This is a genomic window from Escherichia sp. E4385, from assembly GCF_963883145.1.
In the GTDB taxonomy this organism is placed as follows: Bacteria; Pseudomonadota; Gammaproteobacteria; order Enterobacterales; family Enterobacteriaceae; genus Escherichia.
The window spans coordinates 431,932-449,757 of record NZ_CAWOOJ010000001.1; the positions used below are offsets into that span (position 1 = coordinate 431,932).

Consider the following 17,826-nt stretch of genomic DNA (forward strand, 5'->3'; position numbering starts at 1 on the left):
AACACCGATGAATTTATTAAAATCGCTGGCCGCCGTCAGCTCGATGACCATGTTTTCGCGTGTGCTTGGCTTCGCACGCGACGCTATTGTCGCCAGAATCTTTGGCGCAGGGATGGCAACCGACGCCTTTTTTGTCGCGTTCAAACTTCCTAACTTGTTACGCCGTATCTTTGCTGAAGGGGCATTCTCCCAGGCTTTCGTGCCGATTCTGGCGGAATATAAAAGCAAGCAGGGTGAAGATGCCACGCGGGTCTTTGTCTCTTATGTCTCTGGTCTGCTGACACTGGCGCTGGCGGTTGTGACGGTCGCCGGCATGCTCGCCGCGCCGTGGGTGATCATGGTAACCGCGCCGGGCTTTGCGGATACTGCCGACAAATTCGCACTTACCAGCCAGTTATTACAGATTACTTTTCCTTATATCTTATTGATTTCACTGGCATCGCTGGTGGGGGCAATTCTGAATACCTGGAACCGTTTCTCGATTCCGGCATTTGCCCCAACATTACTCAACATCAGCATGATTGGCTTTGCGCTGTTTGCAGCGCCGTACTTTAATCCACCCGTGCTGGCGCTGGCGTGGGCAGTTACGGTGGGCGGCATCCTGCAACTGGTTTATCAGCTACCGCATCTGAAGAAGATTGGCATGTTGGTATTGCCGCGCATTAACTTCCACGATGCCGGGGCGATGCGCGTAGTGAAACAGATGGGGCCGGCGATTCTTGGCGTCTCTGTTAGCCAGATTTCCTTAATCATCAACACTATTTTTGCCTCATTTCTTGCCTCCGGCTCGGTGTCATGGATGTATTATGCCGACCGTTTGATGGAGTTTCCGTCCGGTGTACTGGGCGTGGCACTGGGGACCATTTTGCTGCCGTCGTTGTCGAAAAGTTTTGCCAGCGGTAATCACGATGAATACAACCGTCTGATGGACTGGGGGCTGCGTCTTTGTTTCCTGCTGGCGCTGCCAAGCGCGGTGGCGCTGGGCATCCTCTCCGGTCCGTTAACTGTTTCGCTGTTCCAGTACGGTAAATTTACCGCCTTTGATGCGTTGATGACCCAGCGGGCGTTAATTGCCTACTCGGTAGGTTTGATTGGCCTGATTGTGGTGAAAGTGCTGGCTCCGGGCTTTTATTCACGGCAGGACATTAAAACGCCGGTGAAAATTGCCATCGTCACGCTGATTTTGACGCAATTGATGAACCTTGCATTTATCGGCCCGTTGAAACATGCCGGACTGTCGCTTTCCATTGGTCTGGCGGCGTGTCTGAATGCTTCGCTGCTTTACTGGCAGCTGCGTAAGCAGAAAATCTTTACCCCACAACCCGGCTGGACTGCGTTTCTGCTGCGTTTACTCGTGGCGGTACTGGTGATGTCTGGTGTGCTTTTAGGCATGTTGCATATTATGCCGGACTGGTCGTTGGGCACTATGCCCTGGCGTTTACTGCGTTTGATGGCGGTCGTTGTCGCGGGAATTGCAGCATACTTTGCCGCACTGGCCGTGTTGGGCTTCAAAGTAAAAGAATTTGCTCGTCGTACTGCTTAACGTAGAATTCCGGCCTGCATCGCAGGCCGGAGAAAATCTTCAAATAGAAATCTTTTTACCACCGCGCCAGGGTGTTGAGGTCTGACCGTTCGCCCCGTACAGTGTCGGCTCCTGATGCGGTTTCAGCATTTCCAGTGCCTGTTGATTGCGCTCAATCTGCCCTTCCAGTAGCCAGCCGTTATGCTGATTTAACTGGCGCAATTGCTGCGTTTTCTCGGTGATTTCCTGCCAGCATTGCGCAATATCTTCACTTATTTCTGTATCCGGTGCCTGTCGACGCAGCTGTTCCAGGTAATCCAGAGTCGCCAGCATTGAGCTTTTTTGTTCTGTAATATGTTGCAGCTGGCTACCGGTGAACTGCCCCATAGAGAGATGTTGCTGCTCCTGGACCATCACTATATTAAGCTCGTTAAGCACCACAGACATCTGGTTGAGAATCTCAGCAAGACGCGGCATCTGATTATTTACTCATTAAATCTTGTTGCACTTCGTTGATCAGCGCATCGGCAATTTTGCCGACATCCATTTTTAGTTCACCATTACGAATCGCCAATTTTAATGCTTCAACGCGTTCAAGATTGATATCACTGCTACCCGGTTGCATCAGTGTTGCCTGCGCATCGCTTAACTTGACGTTAGTACTGGCGGTAGCCGTCGTTTTTGCTGCGCGGTTATTGGCTACCGGAGCGTCACTGGTTTCACGTGGCTGAACGGTGCTTACAGGCTTCAGGGGGGAAGTGCGGTCAATACTCATGGTTTATTCCTCATTGAGGGCGCTTTATCATTTGTTGCTTATTTATCGGCAATGGACGGGCAATCTTTAATAGCTTACAGGTTTATAAGAATATTCCCATCGGCATCCACTACGCCACTGACTACCTGACCCGATATCATTCTCACGCGGGCTTTTTGCGCGACGGAAGCGTTATTCAGCGCCAGACCTTCAGCATTTGCACTGAACCCATCGCCACTGGCAATCACGTTAACGCGTTGTCCTGCTTTTACCCGCCAGGCCTGACGCAGCATAGTCAGCTGTATAGGTTGTTCGGGGACCAAATCGCGCAGGCTAACCGCATCAACCAGTTGATTAGCATCCAGCACGGTACGCGGCGGTAGTGTATCCAGTCTACCGCGTTTAAGTTTTACACTGCCAGCGTCAAGCTTTCCCCCACGCACAACCGGTATTGCTGCAACAACATAATTCCCTGTCGCCTGTACATTCACTTGCACGTAATGCTTATCGTTGCCACAACGTGCCAGCACATTCACATTGCCCCACAGGCGGGCGTTATTAGTCATGGAAAGCAGCGGCTGTTCGCATGGCGGCAATAAATTGGGTGCAGTACGAATAGAAACGTGGACCTCATCACTTAGCCCTGCCAGTTGTGCAACGAAATAGGTTTGCAATTGTGAGGGGAAATCGCCAGCCGCACTAAGTGGACTGAACAACATCGTGATGATCGCCACACAGCGCATTATTGTCAGCATTTTTGCCCCCGGCCATTTTCACAGCCTGAATTGTACCCGTACGCAATGACCATCAACGGCATAAATAGCAACCCATTTTGCTTTTATTCCGCCGATAACGCGCGCGTAAAGTCTTTAAGCTGACGGCAGAATTTTGATATCTGCGGAGGAGATATGCTCGATAAGCTCGACGCCGCCTTACGTTTTCAACAAGAGGCACTCAATCTGCGCGCCCAGCGTCAGGAAGTGCTGGCGGCAAATATCGCCAATGCCGACACCCCTGGTTATCAGGCGCGCGATATGGATTTTGCCAGTGAACTTAAAAAAGTGATGCAGCGCGGGAGAGATGAAACCAGCGTGGTCGCGCTGACGTTGACCTCGTCGCAGCATATTCCAGCACAGGCGTTGTCACCTCCTGCCACAGAATTGCAATACCGTATTCCGGACCAGCCTTCACTGGACGGCAATACCGTGGATATGGATCGCGAACGCACCCAGTTTGCCGATAACAGCCTGCAATACCAGATGAGCCTTAGCGCGTTGAGCGGACAAATCAAAGGCATGATGAACGTATTACAAAGCGGAAATTAACGGATGGCACTGCTGAATATTTTTGATATCGCCGGATCGGCGTTAACCGCTCAGTCTCAGCGTCTGAACGTGGCTGCCAGCAACCTGGCCAACGCCGACAGCGTGACGGGGCCAGATGGTCAGCCCTATCGGGCAAAACAGGTGGTGTTCCAGGTGAACGCCGCGCCAGGGGCAGCGACGGGCGGAGTCAAAGTGGCTGACGTGATTGAAAGCCAGGCCCCGGACAAACTGGTCTATGAACCGGGTAATCCGCTGGCGGACGCGAAGGGCTACGTGAAAATGCCAAACGTCGATGTGGTAGGCGAGATGGTTAACACCATGTCGGCGTCGCGCAGCTATCAGGCCAACGTTGAAGTACTCAATACGGTGAAAAGCATGATGCTGAAAACCCTCACGCTCGGTCAATAAAGGAGAAAGTCATGTCCATTGCGGTAACCACCACCGATCCGACAAATACCGGCGTCAGCACTACCAGCAGTAGTTCGATTACGGGCAGTAACGCCGCCGATTTACAGAGCAGCTTTCTGACGTTGCTGGTGGCGCAACTGAAAAACCAGGATCCGACCAATCCAATGGAAAACAACGAGCTAACGTCACAACTGGCGCAAATCAGCACGGTCAGCGGGATTGAAAAGCTCAACACCACACTCGGTTCGATTTCCGGGCAGATTGATAACAGCCAGTCGCTACAGGCCAGCAACCTGATTGGTCACGGCGTGATGATCCCCGGCACCACCATTCTTGCCGGTACTGGCAGTGAAGAAGGGGCGGTGACCACCACCACGCCGTTTGGTGTTGAGCTGCAACAGGCCGCAGACAAAGTGACCGCAACCATAACCGATAAAAATGGCGCGGTTGTGCGCACCATTGATATTGGTGAGCTCAGCGCCGGAGTCCACAGTTTCACCTGGGACGGCACGTTGACTGATGGTACGACCGCGCCGAACGGTTCTTATAACGTGGCAATTAGTGCCAGCAACGGCGGTACGCAGTTGGTTGCCCAGCCATTGCAGTTTGCGCTGGTACAGGGCGTGATTCGCGGCAATAACGGTAACACGCTGGATCTCGGCACTTACGGCACCACCACCCTCGACGAAGTACGGCAGATAATTTAAGCCTTCACATTTCAGGAGTCAGTCATGGCCTTTTCTCAAGCGGTTAGCGGATTAAACGCTGCCGCCACCAATCTCGATGTCATTGGCAACAATATCGCCAACTCCGCCACCTATGGCTTTAAATCCGGCACGGCCTCTTTTGCTGATATGTTTGCTGGTTCGAAAGTGGGACTGGGGGTAAAAGTTGCTGGCATCACTCAGGATTTTACCGATGGCACGACCACAAATACTGGCCGTGGCCTGGACGTCGCTATCAGCCAGAACGGTTTTTTCCGTCTGGTAGACAGTAACGGTTCGGTGTTTTACAGCCGTAACGGGCAATTCAAACTGGATGAAAACCGTAATCTTGTGAATATGCAAGGTTTACAGTTGACCGGGTATCCGGCAACCGGTACGCCTCCGACCATCCAGCAAGGGGCGAATCCAGGCAGTATTTCGATTCCAAATACCTTGATGGCGGCGAAGTCCACGACCACGGCGTCCATGCAGATTAACCTTAACTCCAGTGATACGCTTCCTACCGTTACGCCATTCAGCGCCAGTGATGCCGATAGCTATAACAAAAAAGGTTCGGTAACGGTGTATGACAGTCAGGGTAATGCCCATGACATGAGCGTCTACTTTGTGAAGACGCAAGATAATACCTGGGATATCTACACTCAGGATAGTAGTGCCCCAAACAGCATTGCAACGATAGCGACAACACTGGAATTTGATGCCAATGGTGTTCTGACGTCGGATCCAACAAAGGATATTACCACTGGCGCGATTAACGGCGCGGAACCTGCGACATTCTCCCTCAGCTTCCTCAACTCTATGCAGCAAAACACCGGCGCTAACAATATTGTGGCAACCACCCAGAACGGTTACAAACCGGGCGATCTGGTGAGTTATCAAATCAACGATGACGGCACGGTAGTCGGGAACTATTCGAACGAACAAACCCAATTGCTGGGTCAGATTGTGCTGGCCAACTTTGCCAACAACGAAGGGCTGGCATCAGAGGGGGACAACGTCTGGTCTGCAACGCAATCTTCTGGTGTAGCGCTGCTGGGAATCGCCGGGACCGGCAATTTTGGCGCACTGACCAACGGCGCCCTAGAAGCGTCTAACGTCGATCTCAGCAAAGAACTGGTCAATATGATTGTCGCCCAGCGTAACTATCAGTCTAACGCCCAGACCATCAAAACTCAGGACCAGATCCTCAACACGCTGGTTAACTTACGCTAATTGCTGACGGGATAGCTCGATGGATCACGCAATCTATACCGCGATGGGCGCCGCCAGCCAGACGCTGAATCAACAGGCGGTGACCGCCAGCAATCTTGCGAATGCCTCCACTCCCGGTTTTCGCGCGCAGTTAAACGCCTTGCGCGCAGTACCGGTGGAAGGGCTTTCTCTGCCCACACGCACTCTGGTGACGGCATCTACGCCAGGTGCAGATATGACGTCCGGCAAGATGGATTACACCTCGCGTCCCCTGGATGTTGCGTTGCAGCAGGATGGCTGGCTGGCCGTGCAGACCGCTGACGGCAGCGAGGGGTATACGCGTAATGGCAGCATTCAGGTTGATCCCGGTGGACAACTGACGATTCAGGGGTATCCGGTGATTGGCGAGGCGGGGCCGATTGCCGTGCCGGAAGGGGCGGAAATTACTATCGCCGCCGATGGCACCATTTCGGCGCTCAATCCGGGCGATCCGGCAAATACCGTTGCGCCAGTAGGACGGTTGAAACTGGTGAAAGCCATGGGCAGTGAAGTGCAGCGTGGTGATGATGGGATCTTTCGTTTGAGTGCGGAAAGTCAGGCCTCGCGTGGTCCGGTGTTACAGGCTGACCCAACGTTACGGGTGATGTCGGGCGTGCTGGAAGGTAGCAACGTCAATGCCATTTCGGCAATGAGCGACATGATTGCCAGTGCGCGGCGTTTTGAAATGCAGATGAAGGTAATAAGCAGCGTCGATGATAACGCTGGTCGCGCCAACCAACTGCTGTCGATGAGTTAATTGAAAGGATAAATGACAAGCATAAGTTGCCCGAAGCGCAAGCTTATCGGGCCTACGGGATAAATCGCAATTTATTGATTTTGCGAGCTCTTGTAGGCCGGATAAAGCGTTTACGCCGCATCCGGCAAGAAGACATATGCGATTTGTCAGCAATCCACTACAGGACATTTTATGATCAGTTCATTATGGATCGCCAAAACGGGCCTTGACGCCCAGCAAACCAATATGGACGTCATTGCCAACAACCTGGCAAACGTCAGTACCAATGGTTTCAAGCGCCAGCGGGCGGTGTTTGAAGATCTGCTTTATCAAACCATTCGCCAGCCTGGCGCACAGTCTTCCGAACAAACTACCTTGCCATCCGGGTTACAAATCGGTACGGGGGTGCGTCCGGTCGCCACTGAACGCTTACACAGCCAGGGCAACCTGTCGCAAACCAATAACAGCAAAGATGTGGCGATTAAAGGGCAGGGCTTTTTCCAGGTCATGCTGCCGGATGGCTCATCAGCGTATACCCGCGACGGCTCTTTTCAGGTGGATCAGAACGGGCAACTGGTGACGGCGGGCGGTTTTCAGGTGCAGCCAGCAATCACCATTCCGGCGAATGCGTTAAGTATTACCATTGGTCGTGATGGCGTGGTCAGCGTTACCCAGCAAGGCCAGGCTGCTCCGGTTCAGGTTGGACAACTCAATCTGACCACGTTTATGAACGACACTGGCCTGGAGAGCATTGGCGAAAACCTCTACACCGAAACACAATCCTCCGGCGCACCGAACGAAAGCACGCCAGGTCTGAACGGCGCTGGGCTGTTGTATCAAGGATATGTTGAAACGTCTAACGTCAACGTGGCGGAGGAACTGGTCAACATGATTCAGGTACAGCGCGCCTACGAAATCAACAGTAAAGCGGTATCCACCACCGACCAGATGCTGCAAAAACTGACGCAACTCTAAAGCATACCGGTAGGGCAACTTACCGGTTTATTGATTTTTGAAGATGATAGCCATGCGAAAAAAATACGGCATTTCCACCTTGTTGGTGCTTTCACTGACCGGCTGCGCCTGGATCCCGTCTACCCCGCTGGTGCAGGGGGTGACCACGGCACAACCTGTACCCGGCCCGACGCCCGTCGCCAATGGTTCCATTTTTCAGTCTGCCCAGCCGATTAATTATGGCTATCAGCCGTTATTTGAAGATCGCCGACCACGCAATATCGGCGATACGCTGACTATTGTGTTGCAGGAAAATGTCAGCGCCAGCAAGAGTTCGTCTGCTAATGCCAGCCGCGACGGAAAAACCAACTTCGGGTTTGATACTGTACCGCGCTATTTGCAGGGGCTGTTTGGTAATGCCCGTGCCGACGTCGATGCCTCTGGCGGTAATAGCTTCAATGGTAAAGGCGGGGCAAATGCCAGCAATACCTTTAGCGGCACCTTGACCGTGACGGTTGATCAGGTGCTGGTCAACGGCAACCTGCATGTGGTGGGCGAAAAACAGATAGCCATTAATCAGGGTACGGAATTTATTCGTTTCTCCGGCGTGGTCAATCCACGCACCATCAGTGGCAGCAACACTGTACCGTCAACCCAGGTGGCAGACGCGCGCATTGAGTACGTTGGCAATGGCTACATTAACGAAGCACAAAACATGGGCTGGTTACAGCGTTTCTTCCTTAACCTGTCGCCAATGTAAGTGAGGCTGTGGTGATTAAATTTCTCTCTGTATTCATTCTTCTGCTGGTAGCGACCGTTGCACAGGCTGACCGCATTCGCGATCTCACCAGCGTACAGGGCGTACGGCAAAACTCGCTGATTGGTTATGGCCTTGTTGTTGGCCTTGACGGTACGGGCGACCAGACGACCCAGACGCCGTTTACCACTCAAACGCTTAATAACATGCTCTCACAGTTGGGAATTACCGTTCCGACTGGCACCAATATGCAGCTAAAAAACGTCGCGGCGGTGATGGTGACAGCGTCACTTCCGCCGTTTGGACGCCAGGGGCAAACCATCGATGTGGTGGTTTCTTCCATGGGCAATGCCAAAAGCTTGCGTGGCGGTACGTTGTTGATGACACCGCTTAAGGGCGTCGACAGTCAGGTTTATGCGCTGGCGCAGGGCAATATTCTGGTCGGTGGCGCGGGGGCATCAGCGGGAGGTAGCAGCGTTCAGGTTAACCAACTGAATGGCGGGCGGATCACCAACGGTGCGATTATTGAGCGCGAATTGCCCAGCCAATTCGGCACTGGCAATACCCTCAATTTGCAGCTAAATGACGAAGACTTCGCGATGGCGCAGCAGATCGCCGATACCATCAACCGCACCCGAGGATTCGGCAGTGCCACGGCGTTAGATGCCCGAACTATTCAGGTACGCGTGCCGAGCGGTAATAGTTCCCAGGTGCGTTTCCTTGCCGATATCCAGAATATGCAGGTCAATGTCACCCCGCAGGATGCCAAAGTCGTGATTAACTCGCGCACCGGTTCGGTGGTGATGAATCGTGAAGTGACCCTCGACAGCTGCGCGGTGGCGCAGGGCAATCTCTCGGTTACGGTAAATCGTCAGGCCAATGTCAGCCAACCAGATACGCCGTTTGGTGGTGGGCAGACTGTGGTAACGCCACAAACGCAGATCGACTTACGCCAGAGCGGCGGTTCGCTGCAAAGCGTGCGTTCCAGTGCCAGCCTCAATAACGTAGTGCGCGCGCTCAACGCCTTGGGAGCTACCCCGATGGATTTAATGTCCATACTGCAATCTATGCAAAGCGCGGGATGTCTGCGGGCAAAACTGGAAATCATCTGATGATTAGCGACAGCAAGCTGCTGGCGAGCGCCGCCTGGGATGCTCAATCACTTAACGATCTGAAAGCGAAAGCGGGCGAAGATCCAGCTGCAAATATTCGCCCGGTAGCTCGCCAGGTGGAAGGGATGTTTGTGCAGATGATGCTAAAAAGCATGCGTGAAGCCTTACCGAAAGATGGCCTGTTCAGCAGCGAGAATACCCGGCTCTACACCAGCATGTATGACCAGCAGATAGCCCAACAGATGACAGCAGGCAAAGGTCTGGGACTTGCGGAGATGATGGTAGAACAGATGACGCCAGAGCAGCCATTGCCAGCAGAAGAAATGCCTGCCGGACCAATGAAATTCCCACTTGAAACGGTGATGAGTTTTCAAAATAAAGCACTCAAGCAGATGGTGCAAAAAGCTTTACCGCACAATTTCGATGCTTTGTTGCCTGGTGACAGCAAAGCGTTCCTTGCACAGCTCTCGCAGCCAGCTCAATTGGCAAGTCAGCAAAGCGGTGTGCCACATCACCTGATTCTCGCCCAGGCTGCACTGGAATCAGGATGGGGACAACGACAAATTCGTCGCGAAAATGGCGAGCCGAGCTACAACGTGTTTGGCGTAAAAGCGTCAGGTAACTGGAAAGGGCCTGTTACTGAAATCACTACTACCGAATATGAAAACGGCGAAGCGAAGAAAGTTAAGGCGAAGTTTCGTGTTTACAGTTCTTATTTCGAAGCATTGTCAGATTACGTTGGGCTGTTAACCCGTAATCCACGCTACGCCGCCGTGACTCGCGCTGCCAGCGCCGAGTTGGGGGCGCAGGCATTACAGGATGCAGGTTATGCCACCGATCCTGAATATGCCCGCAAACTCACCAATATGATTCAGCAATTGAAATCGGTAAGCGACAAGGTGAGCAAAACCTACAGTATGAGTATCGATAATCTGTTCTGAATAATTCAAGTCCGGCGGGTGTCTGCCGATAATGCTTGGTAATTGAAGGCTTATAAGGAACCTCCATGTCCAGCTTGATTAATAACGCCATGAGCGGACTTAACGCTGCCCAGGCGGCGTTAAATACGGCGAGTAATAATATTTCCAGCTATAACGTTGCCGGATATACCCGACAAACCACCATTATGGCGCAGGCTAACAGTACCTTAGGTGCGGGCGGTTGGGGAGGCAATGGCGTTTATGTTTCTGGCGTGCAACGTGAATACGATGCGTTTATTACCAATCAGTTACGTGCGGCCCAGACCCAGAGTAGTGGCCTGACTTCCCGTTATGAGCAAATGTCGAAAATCGACAATATGCTCTCTGGCAGCACCACGTCGCTGGCAACGCAAATGCAGGACTTCTTTACCAGTTTGCAAACGCTGGTCAGTAACGCAGAGGATCCGGCTGCGCGGCAGGCGCTGATTGGCAAGGCGGAAGGTCTGGTAAATCAGTTTAAAACCACCGACCAGTATCTGCGCGACCAGGACAAACAGGTCAATATCGCGATAGGTGCCAGCGTCGACCAGATCAATAATTATGCCAAACAAATCGCCAGCCTGAACGATCAGATCTCCCGTTTAACAGGCGTGGGAGCGGGGGCTTCACCCAACGATCTCCTTGATCAACGCGATCAACTGGTGAGTGAATTAAACCAGATCGTTGGTGTTGAGGTCAGTGTTCAGGATGGCGGTACTTACAATATCACCATGGCCAATGGTTACTCGCTGGTTCAAGGCAGTTCGGCACGTCAGCTTGCAGCAGTCCCATCCAGTGCCGATCCTTCTCGTACGGCAGTCGCTTATGTTGATGGGACGGCGGAAAATATTGAGATCCCAGAGAAATTGCTGAATACGGGGTCGCTGGGCGGCATTCTGACATTTCGTTCTCAGGACCTGGACCAGACGCGCAATACGCTCGGGCAACTGGCGCTGGCATTTGCTGAGGCTTTCAATGCCCAACATAACAAGGGGTATGATGCCAATGGTAAAGAAGGGGAGGATTTCTTTGCTATTGGTAAGCCCGCTGTTCTGGAAAATAGCAAAAACAAAGGTAGCTCCGCGATCGGTGCTACGGTAACCGATAGTTCCGCTGTGCTGGCGACAGATTACAAAATCTCGTTCAAAGATAATCAGTGGCAGGTCACCCGTCTGGCCAGCAATACCACTTTTACGGTGGTGCCGGATGCCGACGGTAAAGTCTCATTTGATGGTCTGGAACTGACCTTCACCGGAACGCCAAAACCAAACGACAGCTTCACCTTGAAACCGGTAAGCGATGCCATCGTCAATATGGACGTATTAATCACTGACGAAGCGAAAATCGCCATGGCCAGCGATGAAACGGCTGGTGAAAGCGACAACCGCAATGGTCAGGCGCTGCTGGATTTGCAAACTAATGGCAAAACGGTCGGCGGGGGGAAATCCTTTAACGATGCCTATGCCTCGTTGGTTAGCGATATCGGGAATAAAACCGCTACGTTGAAAACCAGCAGCACTACTCAAAGTAATGTGGTGACGCAACTTTCTAATCAGCAGCAGTCTATCTCTGGCGTCAATCTCGACGAAGAGTACGGCAATCTGCAACGTTTTCAGCAGTATTATCTGGCCAATGCCCAGGTTCTGCAGACGGCGAATGCCATTTTTGATGCGCTGATTAACATTCGCTAAGGGGAGATAAGATGCGTTTCAGTACCCAGATGATGTACCAGCAAAATATGCGTGGTATCACCAATTCTCAGGCGGAATGGATGAAGTACGGCGAACAGATGTCGACGGGTAAGCGAGTCGTTAACCCTTCTGACGATCCCATTGCAGCATCACAAGCCGTGGTTCTCTCCCAGGCGCAGGCGCAAAACAGCCAGTACACACTGGCGCGGACTTTCGCGACCCAAAAGGTGTCGCTGGAAGAAAGCGTGCTTGGCCAGGTGACGACGGCAATCCAGAATGCCCAGGAAAAAATTGTTTATGCCAGCAACGGCACGTTAAGTGATGATGACCGGGCATCGTTGGCAACGGATATTCAGGGGATTCGCGACCAGTTGTTAAACCTGGCGAATACCACGGATGGGAACGGGCGTTACATTTTTGCCGGTTATAAAACAGAATCCGCGCCGTTTAGTGAGGCTGACGGTGATTATGTCGGCGGAACAGAAAGTATTAAGCAGCAGGTCGATGCCTCTCGCTCAATGGTGATAGGGCATACAGGTGACAAAATTTTCAACAGCATCACCAGCAACGCGGTAGCGGAACCTGACGGTAGCGATTCTGAAACTAACCTGTTTGCTATGCTGGATAGCGCCATCGCGGCGCTAAAAACGCCAGTCGCAGATAGCGAAGCGGATAAAGAAACCGCCGCTGCGGCATTGGATAAAACCAACCGTGGCCTGAAAAACTCACTGAATAATGTCCTGACCGTACGCGCGGAACTCGGCACGCAACTGAATGAACTGGAGTCGCTGGATTCATTAGGTAGCGATCGCGCTTTAGGGCAAATGCAGCAGATGAGCGATCTGGTTGATGTGGACTGGAATGCGACTATTTCATCTTACATCATGCAGCAAACGGCGTTGCAGGCGTCGTACAAAGCGTTTACAGATATGCAAGGATTGTCGCTTTTCCAGCTCAACAAATAAGCTCGCTTTAAAACATATCATGAAACTGGGTATGTTTTGTCTGCCTGCTCTGGGATCGCCGGGGCGGGCATTTTTTTGCTATGAGGCATAAAGAACTATTACAGACATGCCTGCAAATCAGCCAATGTTGCCATCAGTATCATAGAATCGACAGGTGACGGCTCAAAACCCACTCGCAGATAAAACTCGCGGGCCTGGTCTGATAACGCATGGACCAACATTCCGCGAATACCAATGACTTCAGCTGCCTGTAGTACTCGTAGACCGGCATCTCTGACCATCGCGCGACCGATACCCTGACCCTGTAATGATTTATCTATTGCCAAACGACCAAGTACTACAACAGGGATCGGTTCTGGCATATTACGGCGAAATCGTCCTGTTGCGACATGCATTTCGACGGCGCTTGAGGCAAGCGAATAATAAGCCAAAACGTTGCTAAGAGTATCACAGCCAACAAATGTACGTGATGCACCTGCAAGCTGATTTTTTAGGGCCCTCTGCTTTAGCCAGTTATCCATCGTTTCTACCCCCGAGCAAAAAGAGGTGAATTGATGCTTTGCCTGGAGTGGTTCGGGGGCCTGAATCATTTTTTCTGTTCCCACGGCGCGGGTGTTTGCATGGTTTTGCGTAATGCAGAATTGGGCGCGGGTGGCTGATCCAGTCGATTCAAAAATAGCTGATAATCATCAGAATCCATCCTGAAAATTCGCTGCTCAATGAGCGCCTCTTCAGCTGCGGCTCTGGCGGCCTCAAGGACAAATTCGGTGCGATTTTTTCCTCGGGCTTTAGCGGCCCGGTCGATAAGATCGCGTTCTGCGGGTTTTATGCGCAGATTTAAAGATTCGCGCCTGGCTGGAATGTTTTTGGCGGCTGGCATAAAAAAATCCTTCAGCTTTATATGGATAATAATTATACAACATATGTAACGCTAATGTCATTACAGCAAAGACACTGCCCCTGAAATAAAAAGCCCCGGCGGTTGCCAGGGCTTGATCATTTTGAGTTAAGTTTTACTCAACAGGTTGCGGACGCGCAGGGCCAGCAGATGCATGATGTGTTGCTGCATGACCACCTGCGGCACCTTTACCTTCAAAGGCAAAGCTTGGGCGCTGCCAGTCACTTTGACGCGGTGCTTCCGGAACATATTCCGGTGCCGGAGCGCGTGTCATCGGCGCAGTGGCGTGGTTATGTTCAACGATTACCTCGGATACAACAGGAGATACCGTTTCAACCTCTGCTGCGACTTCAGCGACGACCGGGGCGGCAGGTTGAGCGACAACTTCAGGTTCGGCAACCACAACCTCGGCAGTTTCGGCAACTTCTTCAATGTCTGCCGTCTCTTCCTGCGGTTCAACTACCGGTTCTGCGTGCTCTGCAACGTCCTGCGCTACGGCAACATCGGCCTCGGCAATCACCTGAGGCTGTTCTGTTACCGCTGCGGCAATCACTTCAGGATGCGTTGTTTCAACAACTTCTGGTTGCGGTTCTGCAACCTGAACAGGTGTTTCTACAACTTCAGCCACCTCTTCAACAACCGGCGCAGCAACAACCGGCTCGACAGCGGCAGCAACAGGGACTTCTGTCACCATCGGCTGCACCTGCACTTCTTCCTGTTCGCGTTGCTCCTCAACCTGTACATCTTGCGGACGTACAACCGGATAACGGATCCATACTTTGCCAGAGGCCAGTTCCGGAGATGCGCACGCTACGGTTAACGGCATCGGTGACTGGGACGGATAACGCTCGTCACGATAGCGACGACGACGCTGACCACTCACGCGCAGGTGACGAGGCGAACGGCGAGAACGACGCGGCATGCCACCGTTGTCACGGTTATCGGCGTTGTTCTCTTCTTGCTGTTCCGGCGCAGTTTGCGCTACGACTGGCAGCGGTACTTTCACCAGTTCAGTGCTCGGGGCTTGTGCTTCCTGAGTAACAGGCTCGGCAGCGACAGTTTCTTCAACCACCGGTGCGGCTACCACTTCTTCTGCAACGCTTTGTTCATAGCGCACTTTCTGATTCAGCTGACGTTGTTTACGACGCGGCTGAACCGGACGTACACGTTCTTCCTGTTCGGTTTCCTGAACAGATTGCTCTTCAACATTCAGCGCCTTCACTTCTTGTTGCGCCTGACGTTTATCATCGTTACGGCGGCGGCTACGTTCACGACGCGGCGCTTGCTGTTCGTCAGTGGCACGCGCTTTTTCCGTTACATCAGCCTGCTGACGGCTATCACGCGTCTCAGCCGTTTGCTGCTGCGCCTGGCGACGATTACGACGGTTTTCTTCGCGATTATCGCTACCTTCCGTACGTTCGCTACGCGTGTCGCGGCGTTCATTACGGTCACGGCGGTTGTTCTGACGAGGCTTACGGCGATCCTGTTGGCGTTCCGGTTTCGCTTCCTCTTTTGGTGCAGGTTGCTCGACCGATTTGGTTTCTTCACCGCCACTGAACAGCGATTTCAGTACACTGAAAAGGCGGCTCAACAGACCCGGTTGTGCCGGAGCTGCTGGCGTTGCTGGTGCCGCTTTAGGTGCCGGGGCTGCTGCAGGCGCTACAGGTTCAGCCGGAGCTGGCGCTGGTGGCACATCTGGCATAGCAAAGGTTGCCAGTGCAGGTTGTTCAGGACGCTTACGTTCAGCGAACTCTTCTTCAGACGGCAACGCCATCGCTTCTTCATGTAGTTTCGGCAGCATGTAGCTTAAGGTCGGCGTTTCTTCCCCTTTACGCACGCGCAGCACGTGGTAGTGCGGAGTTTCCATCTGATCGTTTGGTACAATCACACAGCGCACGCCGTCCTGACGAGTTTCAATGGCATTTACCGCAGAACGTTTTTCGTTCAGCAGGTAAGAAGCGATTGGGACAGGAACAATGGCGTGAACTTCCTGAGTGTTCTCTTTCAGCGCTTCTTCTTCAATCAGACGCAAAATAGAGAGTGACAGGGATTCATTGTCACGCACGGTGCCAGTACCAGAACAACGCGGACAAACGTGATGACTGGATTCACCCAGCGACGGGCTCAGGCGCTGACGGGACATCTCCAGCAGGCCGAAGCGAGAAATATGGCTGATTTGAATACGAGCACGGTCCTGACGCACCGCTTCGCGCAGACGGTTTTCTACCGCACGCTGGTGGCGTACTGGCGTCATGTCGATGAAGTCGATAACAATCAGACCACCGAGGTCACGCAGACGCAGCTGACGAGCAATTTCATCAGCAGCTTCCAGGTTGGTGTTAAACGCAGTTTCTTCGATATCGCCGCCGCGAGTTGCTCGTGCGGAGTTGATGTCGATGGCGGTTAACGCTTCGGTGCTGTCGATAACAATAGAGCCACCAGACGGCAGACGGACTTCACGCTGGAAGGCGGACTCAATCTGCGATTCAATCTGGTAGTGGCTGAACAGCGGAATTTCACCAGTGTACAGTTTGATTTTGCTACTGAAATCCGGGCGACCTAATGCAGCGATATGCTGACGCGCCAGTTCGAGCACTTTCGGATTATCGATAAGAATTTCGCCGATGTCCTGGCGCAAGTAATCGCGGAATGCGCGAACGATTACGTTGCTCTCCTGGTGAATCAGGAACGGAGCAGGGCGACTTTCAGCCGCTTTTTTGATGGCTTCCCAGTGCTTCAGACGGAAACTTAAATCCCATTGCAGCGCCTCAGCAGATTTACCGACGCCTGCGGTGCGCACGATAAGCCCCATGCCTTCCGGCAGTTCCAGGCTTGCCAGTGCTTCTTTTAATTCGGTACGGTCGTCGCCTTCGATACGGCGAGAAATGCCACCCGCGCGCGGGTTGTTCGGCATCAGAACCAGATAGCTACCCGCCAGGCTGATAAAGGTAGTTAATGCCGCGCCTTTGTTGCCGCGCTCTTCTTTATCAATCTGAACAATAACTTCCTGGCCTTCACGCAACACATCTTTAATGTTGGGACGACCATGAGCACTGTAGTTAGCTGGGAAATATTCGCGGGCAATTTCTTTAAGAGGAAGGAAACCGTGACGTTCAGCGCCGTAATCAACAAAAGCAGCTTCCAGACTCGGTTCAATGCGGGTGATTTTACCTTTGTAGATGTTAGCTTTTTTCTGCTCATGCCCCGGGCTTTCGATATCCAGGTCATACAGACGCTGCCCATCTACAAGGGCAACGCGCAACTCTTCCTGCTGAGTTGCGTTAATTAACATTCTTTTCATCGTAACTTACTCATTATTCTTACATTGACGACTAAGCTGCGGGCAAAGTAACGCCTTGCCGGGTGTGAACCGATGGCCTCGTGTCTAGTCGCGTCGCCAACCTCACGGTTATCGTCAGCTCAAAGAGGCGCAGAGTGTCGGTTGCCCGTTTTTCATGCGGAAAAACAGCGCAATTATCAGAGAAACAGACTGGGTATTACTCTCCAGAAATATTTCCATCTACCGGTAAGGACTGCAACCCGCAGCCCGCTAACTGCCTGAAAGATCAATACGTCTTACGCCATTGCTGCGTTGATGATCGGTCGGGCAAAATGGGTTATTCCGTAAAATTTCTTGTTTTAACAAGGTTGGACACGGAAACGTTCTCATTATTCCATTGCAAGCCTTGTTATAGCAAGATGACTTTTACCATTTATCACCCACTTACTCACAGTTTTTTCACTTCTTGCTGGCGATTGGTTTAATAACCACCAATTAGGTGATCACCCT

The 17,826-nt window shown here is 52.4% G+C and carries 18 protein-coding genes; 12 read left to right on the plus strand and 6 right to left on the minus strand.

Annotated features, from left to right (window positions below):
* The first annotated feature begins 7 nt into the window (after window positions 1-7).
* A complete protein-coding gene (gene murJ, locus AACS80_RS02100) occupies window positions 8-1,543 on the plus strand; it encodes a murein biosynthesis integral membrane protein MurJ (protein ID WP_130205507.1) in 1,536 nt (511 codons plus the stop codon).
* Window positions 1,544-1,582: 39 nt separating this feature from the next.
* On the opposite strand, the gene flgN is transcribed toward murJ, so the two are convergent.
* The 3 genes from flgN to flgA all read right to left on the minus strand — a co-directional run bounded on the left by flgN (window position 1,583) and on the right by flgA (window position 3,031).
* Window positions 1,583-1,999 (minus strand): flagella biosynthesis chaperone FlgN, encoded by a 417-nt coding sequence (gene flgN, locus AACS80_RS02105; RefSeq protein WP_130205509.1) that lies wholly within the window; start codon window positions 1,997-1,999, stop codon window positions 1,583-1,585.
* Between the two features lie 4 nt (window positions 2,000-2,003).
* The gene (gene flgM, locus AACS80_RS02110) at window positions 2,004-2,297 is read right to left on the minus strand and encodes a flagellar biosynthesis anti-sigma factor FlgM (protein WP_130258289.1); all 294 of its coding nucleotides are present in this window, start codon (window positions 2,295-2,297) and stop codon (window positions 2,004-2,006) included.
* 74 nt (window positions 2,298-2,371) lie between these two features.
* Window positions 2,372-3,031, minus strand: a complete 660-nt coding sequence (flgA, locus tag AACS80_RS02115) for a flagellar basal body P-ring formation chaperone FlgA (protein WP_135409829.1) — start codon at window positions 3,029-3,031, stop codon at window positions 2,372-2,374.
* Between the two features lie 153 nt (window positions 3,032-3,184).
* Here flgA and flgB point away from each other — a divergent pair, with 153 nt between their 5' ends.
* The 11 genes from flgB to flgL all read left to right on the plus strand — a co-directional run bounded on the left by flgB (window position 3,185) and on the right by flgL (window position 13,138).
* Window positions 3,185-3,601 carry a flagellar basal body rod protein FlgB gene (gene flgB, locus AACS80_RS02120; RefSeq protein ID WP_130216143.1) on the plus strand — a complete coding sequence of 139 codons (417 nt, stop codon included), beginning with the start codon at window positions 3,185-3,187 and terminating at the stop codon, window positions 3,599-3,601.
* Between the two features lie 3 nt (window positions 3,602-3,604).
* A complete protein-coding gene (gene flgC / locus AACS80_RS02125) occupies window positions 3,605-4,009 on the plus strand; it encodes a flagellar basal body rod protein FlgC (protein WP_001196460.1) in 405 nt (134 codons plus the stop codon).
* 11 nt (window positions 4,010-4,020) lie between these two features.
* Complete coding sequence (gene flgD, locus AACS80_RS02130) at window positions 4,021-4,716, plus strand: flagellar hook assembly protein FlgD (protein WP_064528545.1); 696 nt, start codon at window positions 4,021-4,023, stop codon at window positions 4,714-4,716.
* 24 nt (window positions 4,717-4,740) lie between these two features.
* A complete protein-coding gene (flgE, locus tag AACS80_RS02135) occupies window positions 4,741-5,946 on the plus strand; it encodes a flagellar hook protein FlgE (protein WP_135409830.1) in 1,206 nt (401 codons plus the stop codon).
* Window positions 5,947-5,965: 19 nt separating this feature from the next.
* The gene (gene flgF, locus AACS80_RS02140) at window positions 5,966-6,721 is read left to right on the plus strand and encodes a flagellar basal-body rod protein FlgF (RefSeq protein ID WP_135409831.1); all 756 of its coding nucleotides are present in this window, start codon (window positions 5,966-5,968) and stop codon (window positions 6,719-6,721) included.
* 171 nt (window positions 6,722-6,892) lie between these two features.
* Window positions 6,893-7,675 (plus strand): flagellar basal-body rod protein FlgG, encoded by a 783-nt coding sequence (flgG, locus tag AACS80_RS02145; protein WP_000625837.1) that lies wholly within the window; start codon window positions 6,893-6,895, stop codon window positions 7,673-7,675.
* A 43-nt stretch (window positions 7,676-7,718) separates the two neighbouring features.
* Window positions 7,719-8,414 (plus strand): flagellar basal body L-ring protein FlgH, encoded by a 696-nt coding sequence (gene flgH / locus AACS80_RS02150; RefSeq protein WP_130222889.1) that lies wholly within the window; start codon window positions 7,719-7,721, stop codon window positions 8,412-8,414.
* Between the two features lie 11 nt (window positions 8,415-8,425).
* A complete protein-coding gene (gene flgI, locus AACS80_RS02155) occupies window positions 8,426-9,523 on the plus strand; it encodes a flagellar basal body P-ring protein FlgI (RefSeq protein ID WP_130205525.1) in 1,098 nt (365 codons plus the stop codon).
* Window positions 9,523-10,464 carry a flagellar assembly peptidoglycan hydrolase FlgJ gene (gene flgJ, locus AACS80_RS02160; protein ID WP_135409832.1) on the plus strand — a complete coding sequence of 314 codons (942 nt, stop codon included), beginning with the start codon at window positions 9,523-9,525 and terminating at the stop codon, window positions 10,462-10,464. Before flgI ends, flgJ begins: the two co-directional genes overlap by 1 nt.
* Window positions 10,465-10,529: 65 nt before the next feature.
* Window positions 10,530-12,173, plus strand: a complete 1,644-nt coding sequence (gene flgK, locus AACS80_RS02165) for a flagellar hook-associated protein FlgK (protein WP_135409833.1) — start codon at window positions 10,530-10,532, stop codon at window positions 12,171-12,173.
* A gap of 11 nt (window positions 12,174-12,184) precedes the next feature.
* A complete protein-coding gene (gene flgL / locus AACS80_RS02170) occupies window positions 12,185-13,138 on the plus strand; it encodes a flagellar hook-associated protein FlgL (protein ID WP_138183644.1) in 954 nt (317 codons plus the stop codon).
* A 98-nt stretch (window positions 13,139-13,236) separates the two neighbouring features.
* On the opposite strand, the gene AACS80_RS02175 is transcribed toward flgL, so the two are convergent.
* The 3 genes from AACS80_RS02175 to rne all read right to left on the minus strand — a co-directional run bounded on the left by AACS80_RS02175 (window position 13,237) and on the right by rne (window position 17,337).
* Window positions 13,237-13,728 (minus strand): GNAT family N-acetyltransferase, encoded by a 492-nt coding sequence (locus tag AACS80_RS02175; protein ID WP_135409834.1) that lies wholly within the window; start codon window positions 13,726-13,728, stop codon window positions 13,237-13,239.
* The gene (locus AACS80_RS02180; protein ID WP_135409835.1) at window positions 13,725-14,018 is read right to left on the minus strand and encodes a type II toxin-antitoxin system TacA family antitoxin; all 294 of its coding nucleotides are present in this window, start codon (window positions 14,016-14,018) and stop codon (window positions 13,725-13,727) included. The genes AACS80_RS02175 and AACS80_RS02180 overlap by 4 nt, the downstream gene beginning before the upstream one ends.
* Before the next feature lie 133 nt (window positions 14,019-14,151).
* Window positions 14,152-17,337: a ribonuclease E gene (rne, locus tag AACS80_RS02185; protein ID WP_135409836.1), complete on the minus strand. Its 3,186-nt coding sequence runs from the start codon at window positions 17,335-17,337 to the stop codon at window positions 14,152-14,154.
* Window positions 17,338-17,826 lie beyond the last annotated feature (489 nt).

What these genes read in the sequence shown, in the direction of transcription:
- rne (WP_135409836.1), bottom strand. Translation starts at nt 17,337, where the DNA reads ATGAAAAGAATGTTAATTAACGCAACTCAGCAGGAAGAGTTGCGCGTT.
- flgJ (WP_135409832.1), top strand. Translation starts at nt 9,523, where the DNA reads ATGATTAGCGACAGCAAGCTGCTGGCGAGCGCCGCCTGGGATGCTCAA.
- flgG (WP_000625837.1), top strand. Translation starts at nt 6,893, where the DNA reads ATGATCAGTTCATTATGGATCGCCAAAACGGGCCTTGACGCCCAGCAA.
- AACS80_RS02175 (WP_135409834.1), bottom strand. Translation starts at nt 13,728, where the DNA reads ATGATTCAGGCCCCCGAACCACTCCAGGCAAAGCATCAATTCACCTCT.
- flgB (WP_130216143.1), top strand. Translation starts at nt 3,185, where the DNA reads ATGCTCGATAAGCTCGACGCCGCCTTACGTTTTCAACAAGAGGCACTC.
- murJ (WP_130205507.1), top strand. Translation starts at nt 8, where the DNA reads ATGAATTTATTAAAATCGCTGGCCGCCGTCAGCTCGATGACCATGTTT.
- flgA (WP_135409829.1), bottom strand. Translation starts at nt 3,031, where the DNA reads ATGCTGACAATAATGCGCTGTGTGGCGATCATCACGATGTTGTTCAGT.
- flgE (WP_135409830.1), top strand. Translation starts at nt 4,741, where the DNA reads ATGGCCTTTTCTCAAGCGGTTAGCGGATTAAACGCTGCCGCCACCAAT.
- flgH (WP_130222889.1), top strand. Translation starts at nt 7,719, where the DNA reads ATGATAGCCATGCGAAAAAAATACGGCATTTCCACCTTGTTGGTGCTT.
- flgF (WP_135409831.1), top strand. Translation starts at nt 5,966, where the DNA reads ATGGATCACGCAATCTATACCGCGATGGGCGCCGCCAGCCAGACGCTG.
- flgM (WP_130258289.1), bottom strand. Translation starts at nt 2,297, where the DNA reads ATGAGTATTGACCGCACTTCCCCCCTGAAGCCTGTAAGCACCGTTCAG.
- flgK (WP_135409833.1), top strand. Translation starts at nt 10,530, where the DNA reads ATGTCCAGCTTGATTAATAACGCCATGAGCGGACTTAACGCTGCCCAG.
- AACS80_RS02180 (WP_135409835.1), bottom strand. Translation starts at nt 14,018, where the DNA reads ATGCCAGCCGCCAAAAACATTCCAGCCAGGCGCGAATCTTTAAATCTG.
- flgL (WP_138183644.1), top strand. Translation starts at nt 12,185, where the DNA reads ATGCGTTTCAGTACCCAGATGATGTACCAGCAAAATATGCGTGGTATC.
- flgC (WP_001196460.1), top strand. Translation starts at nt 3,605, where the DNA reads ATGGCACTGCTGAATATTTTTGATATCGCCGGATCGGCGTTAACCGCT.
- flgN (WP_130205509.1), bottom strand. Translation starts at nt 1,999, where the DNA reads ATGCCGCGTCTTGCTGAGATTCTCAACCAGATGTCTGTGGTGCTTAAC.
- flgD (WP_064528545.1), top strand. Translation starts at nt 4,021, where the DNA reads ATGTCCATTGCGGTAACCACCACCGATCCGACAAATACCGGCGTCAGC.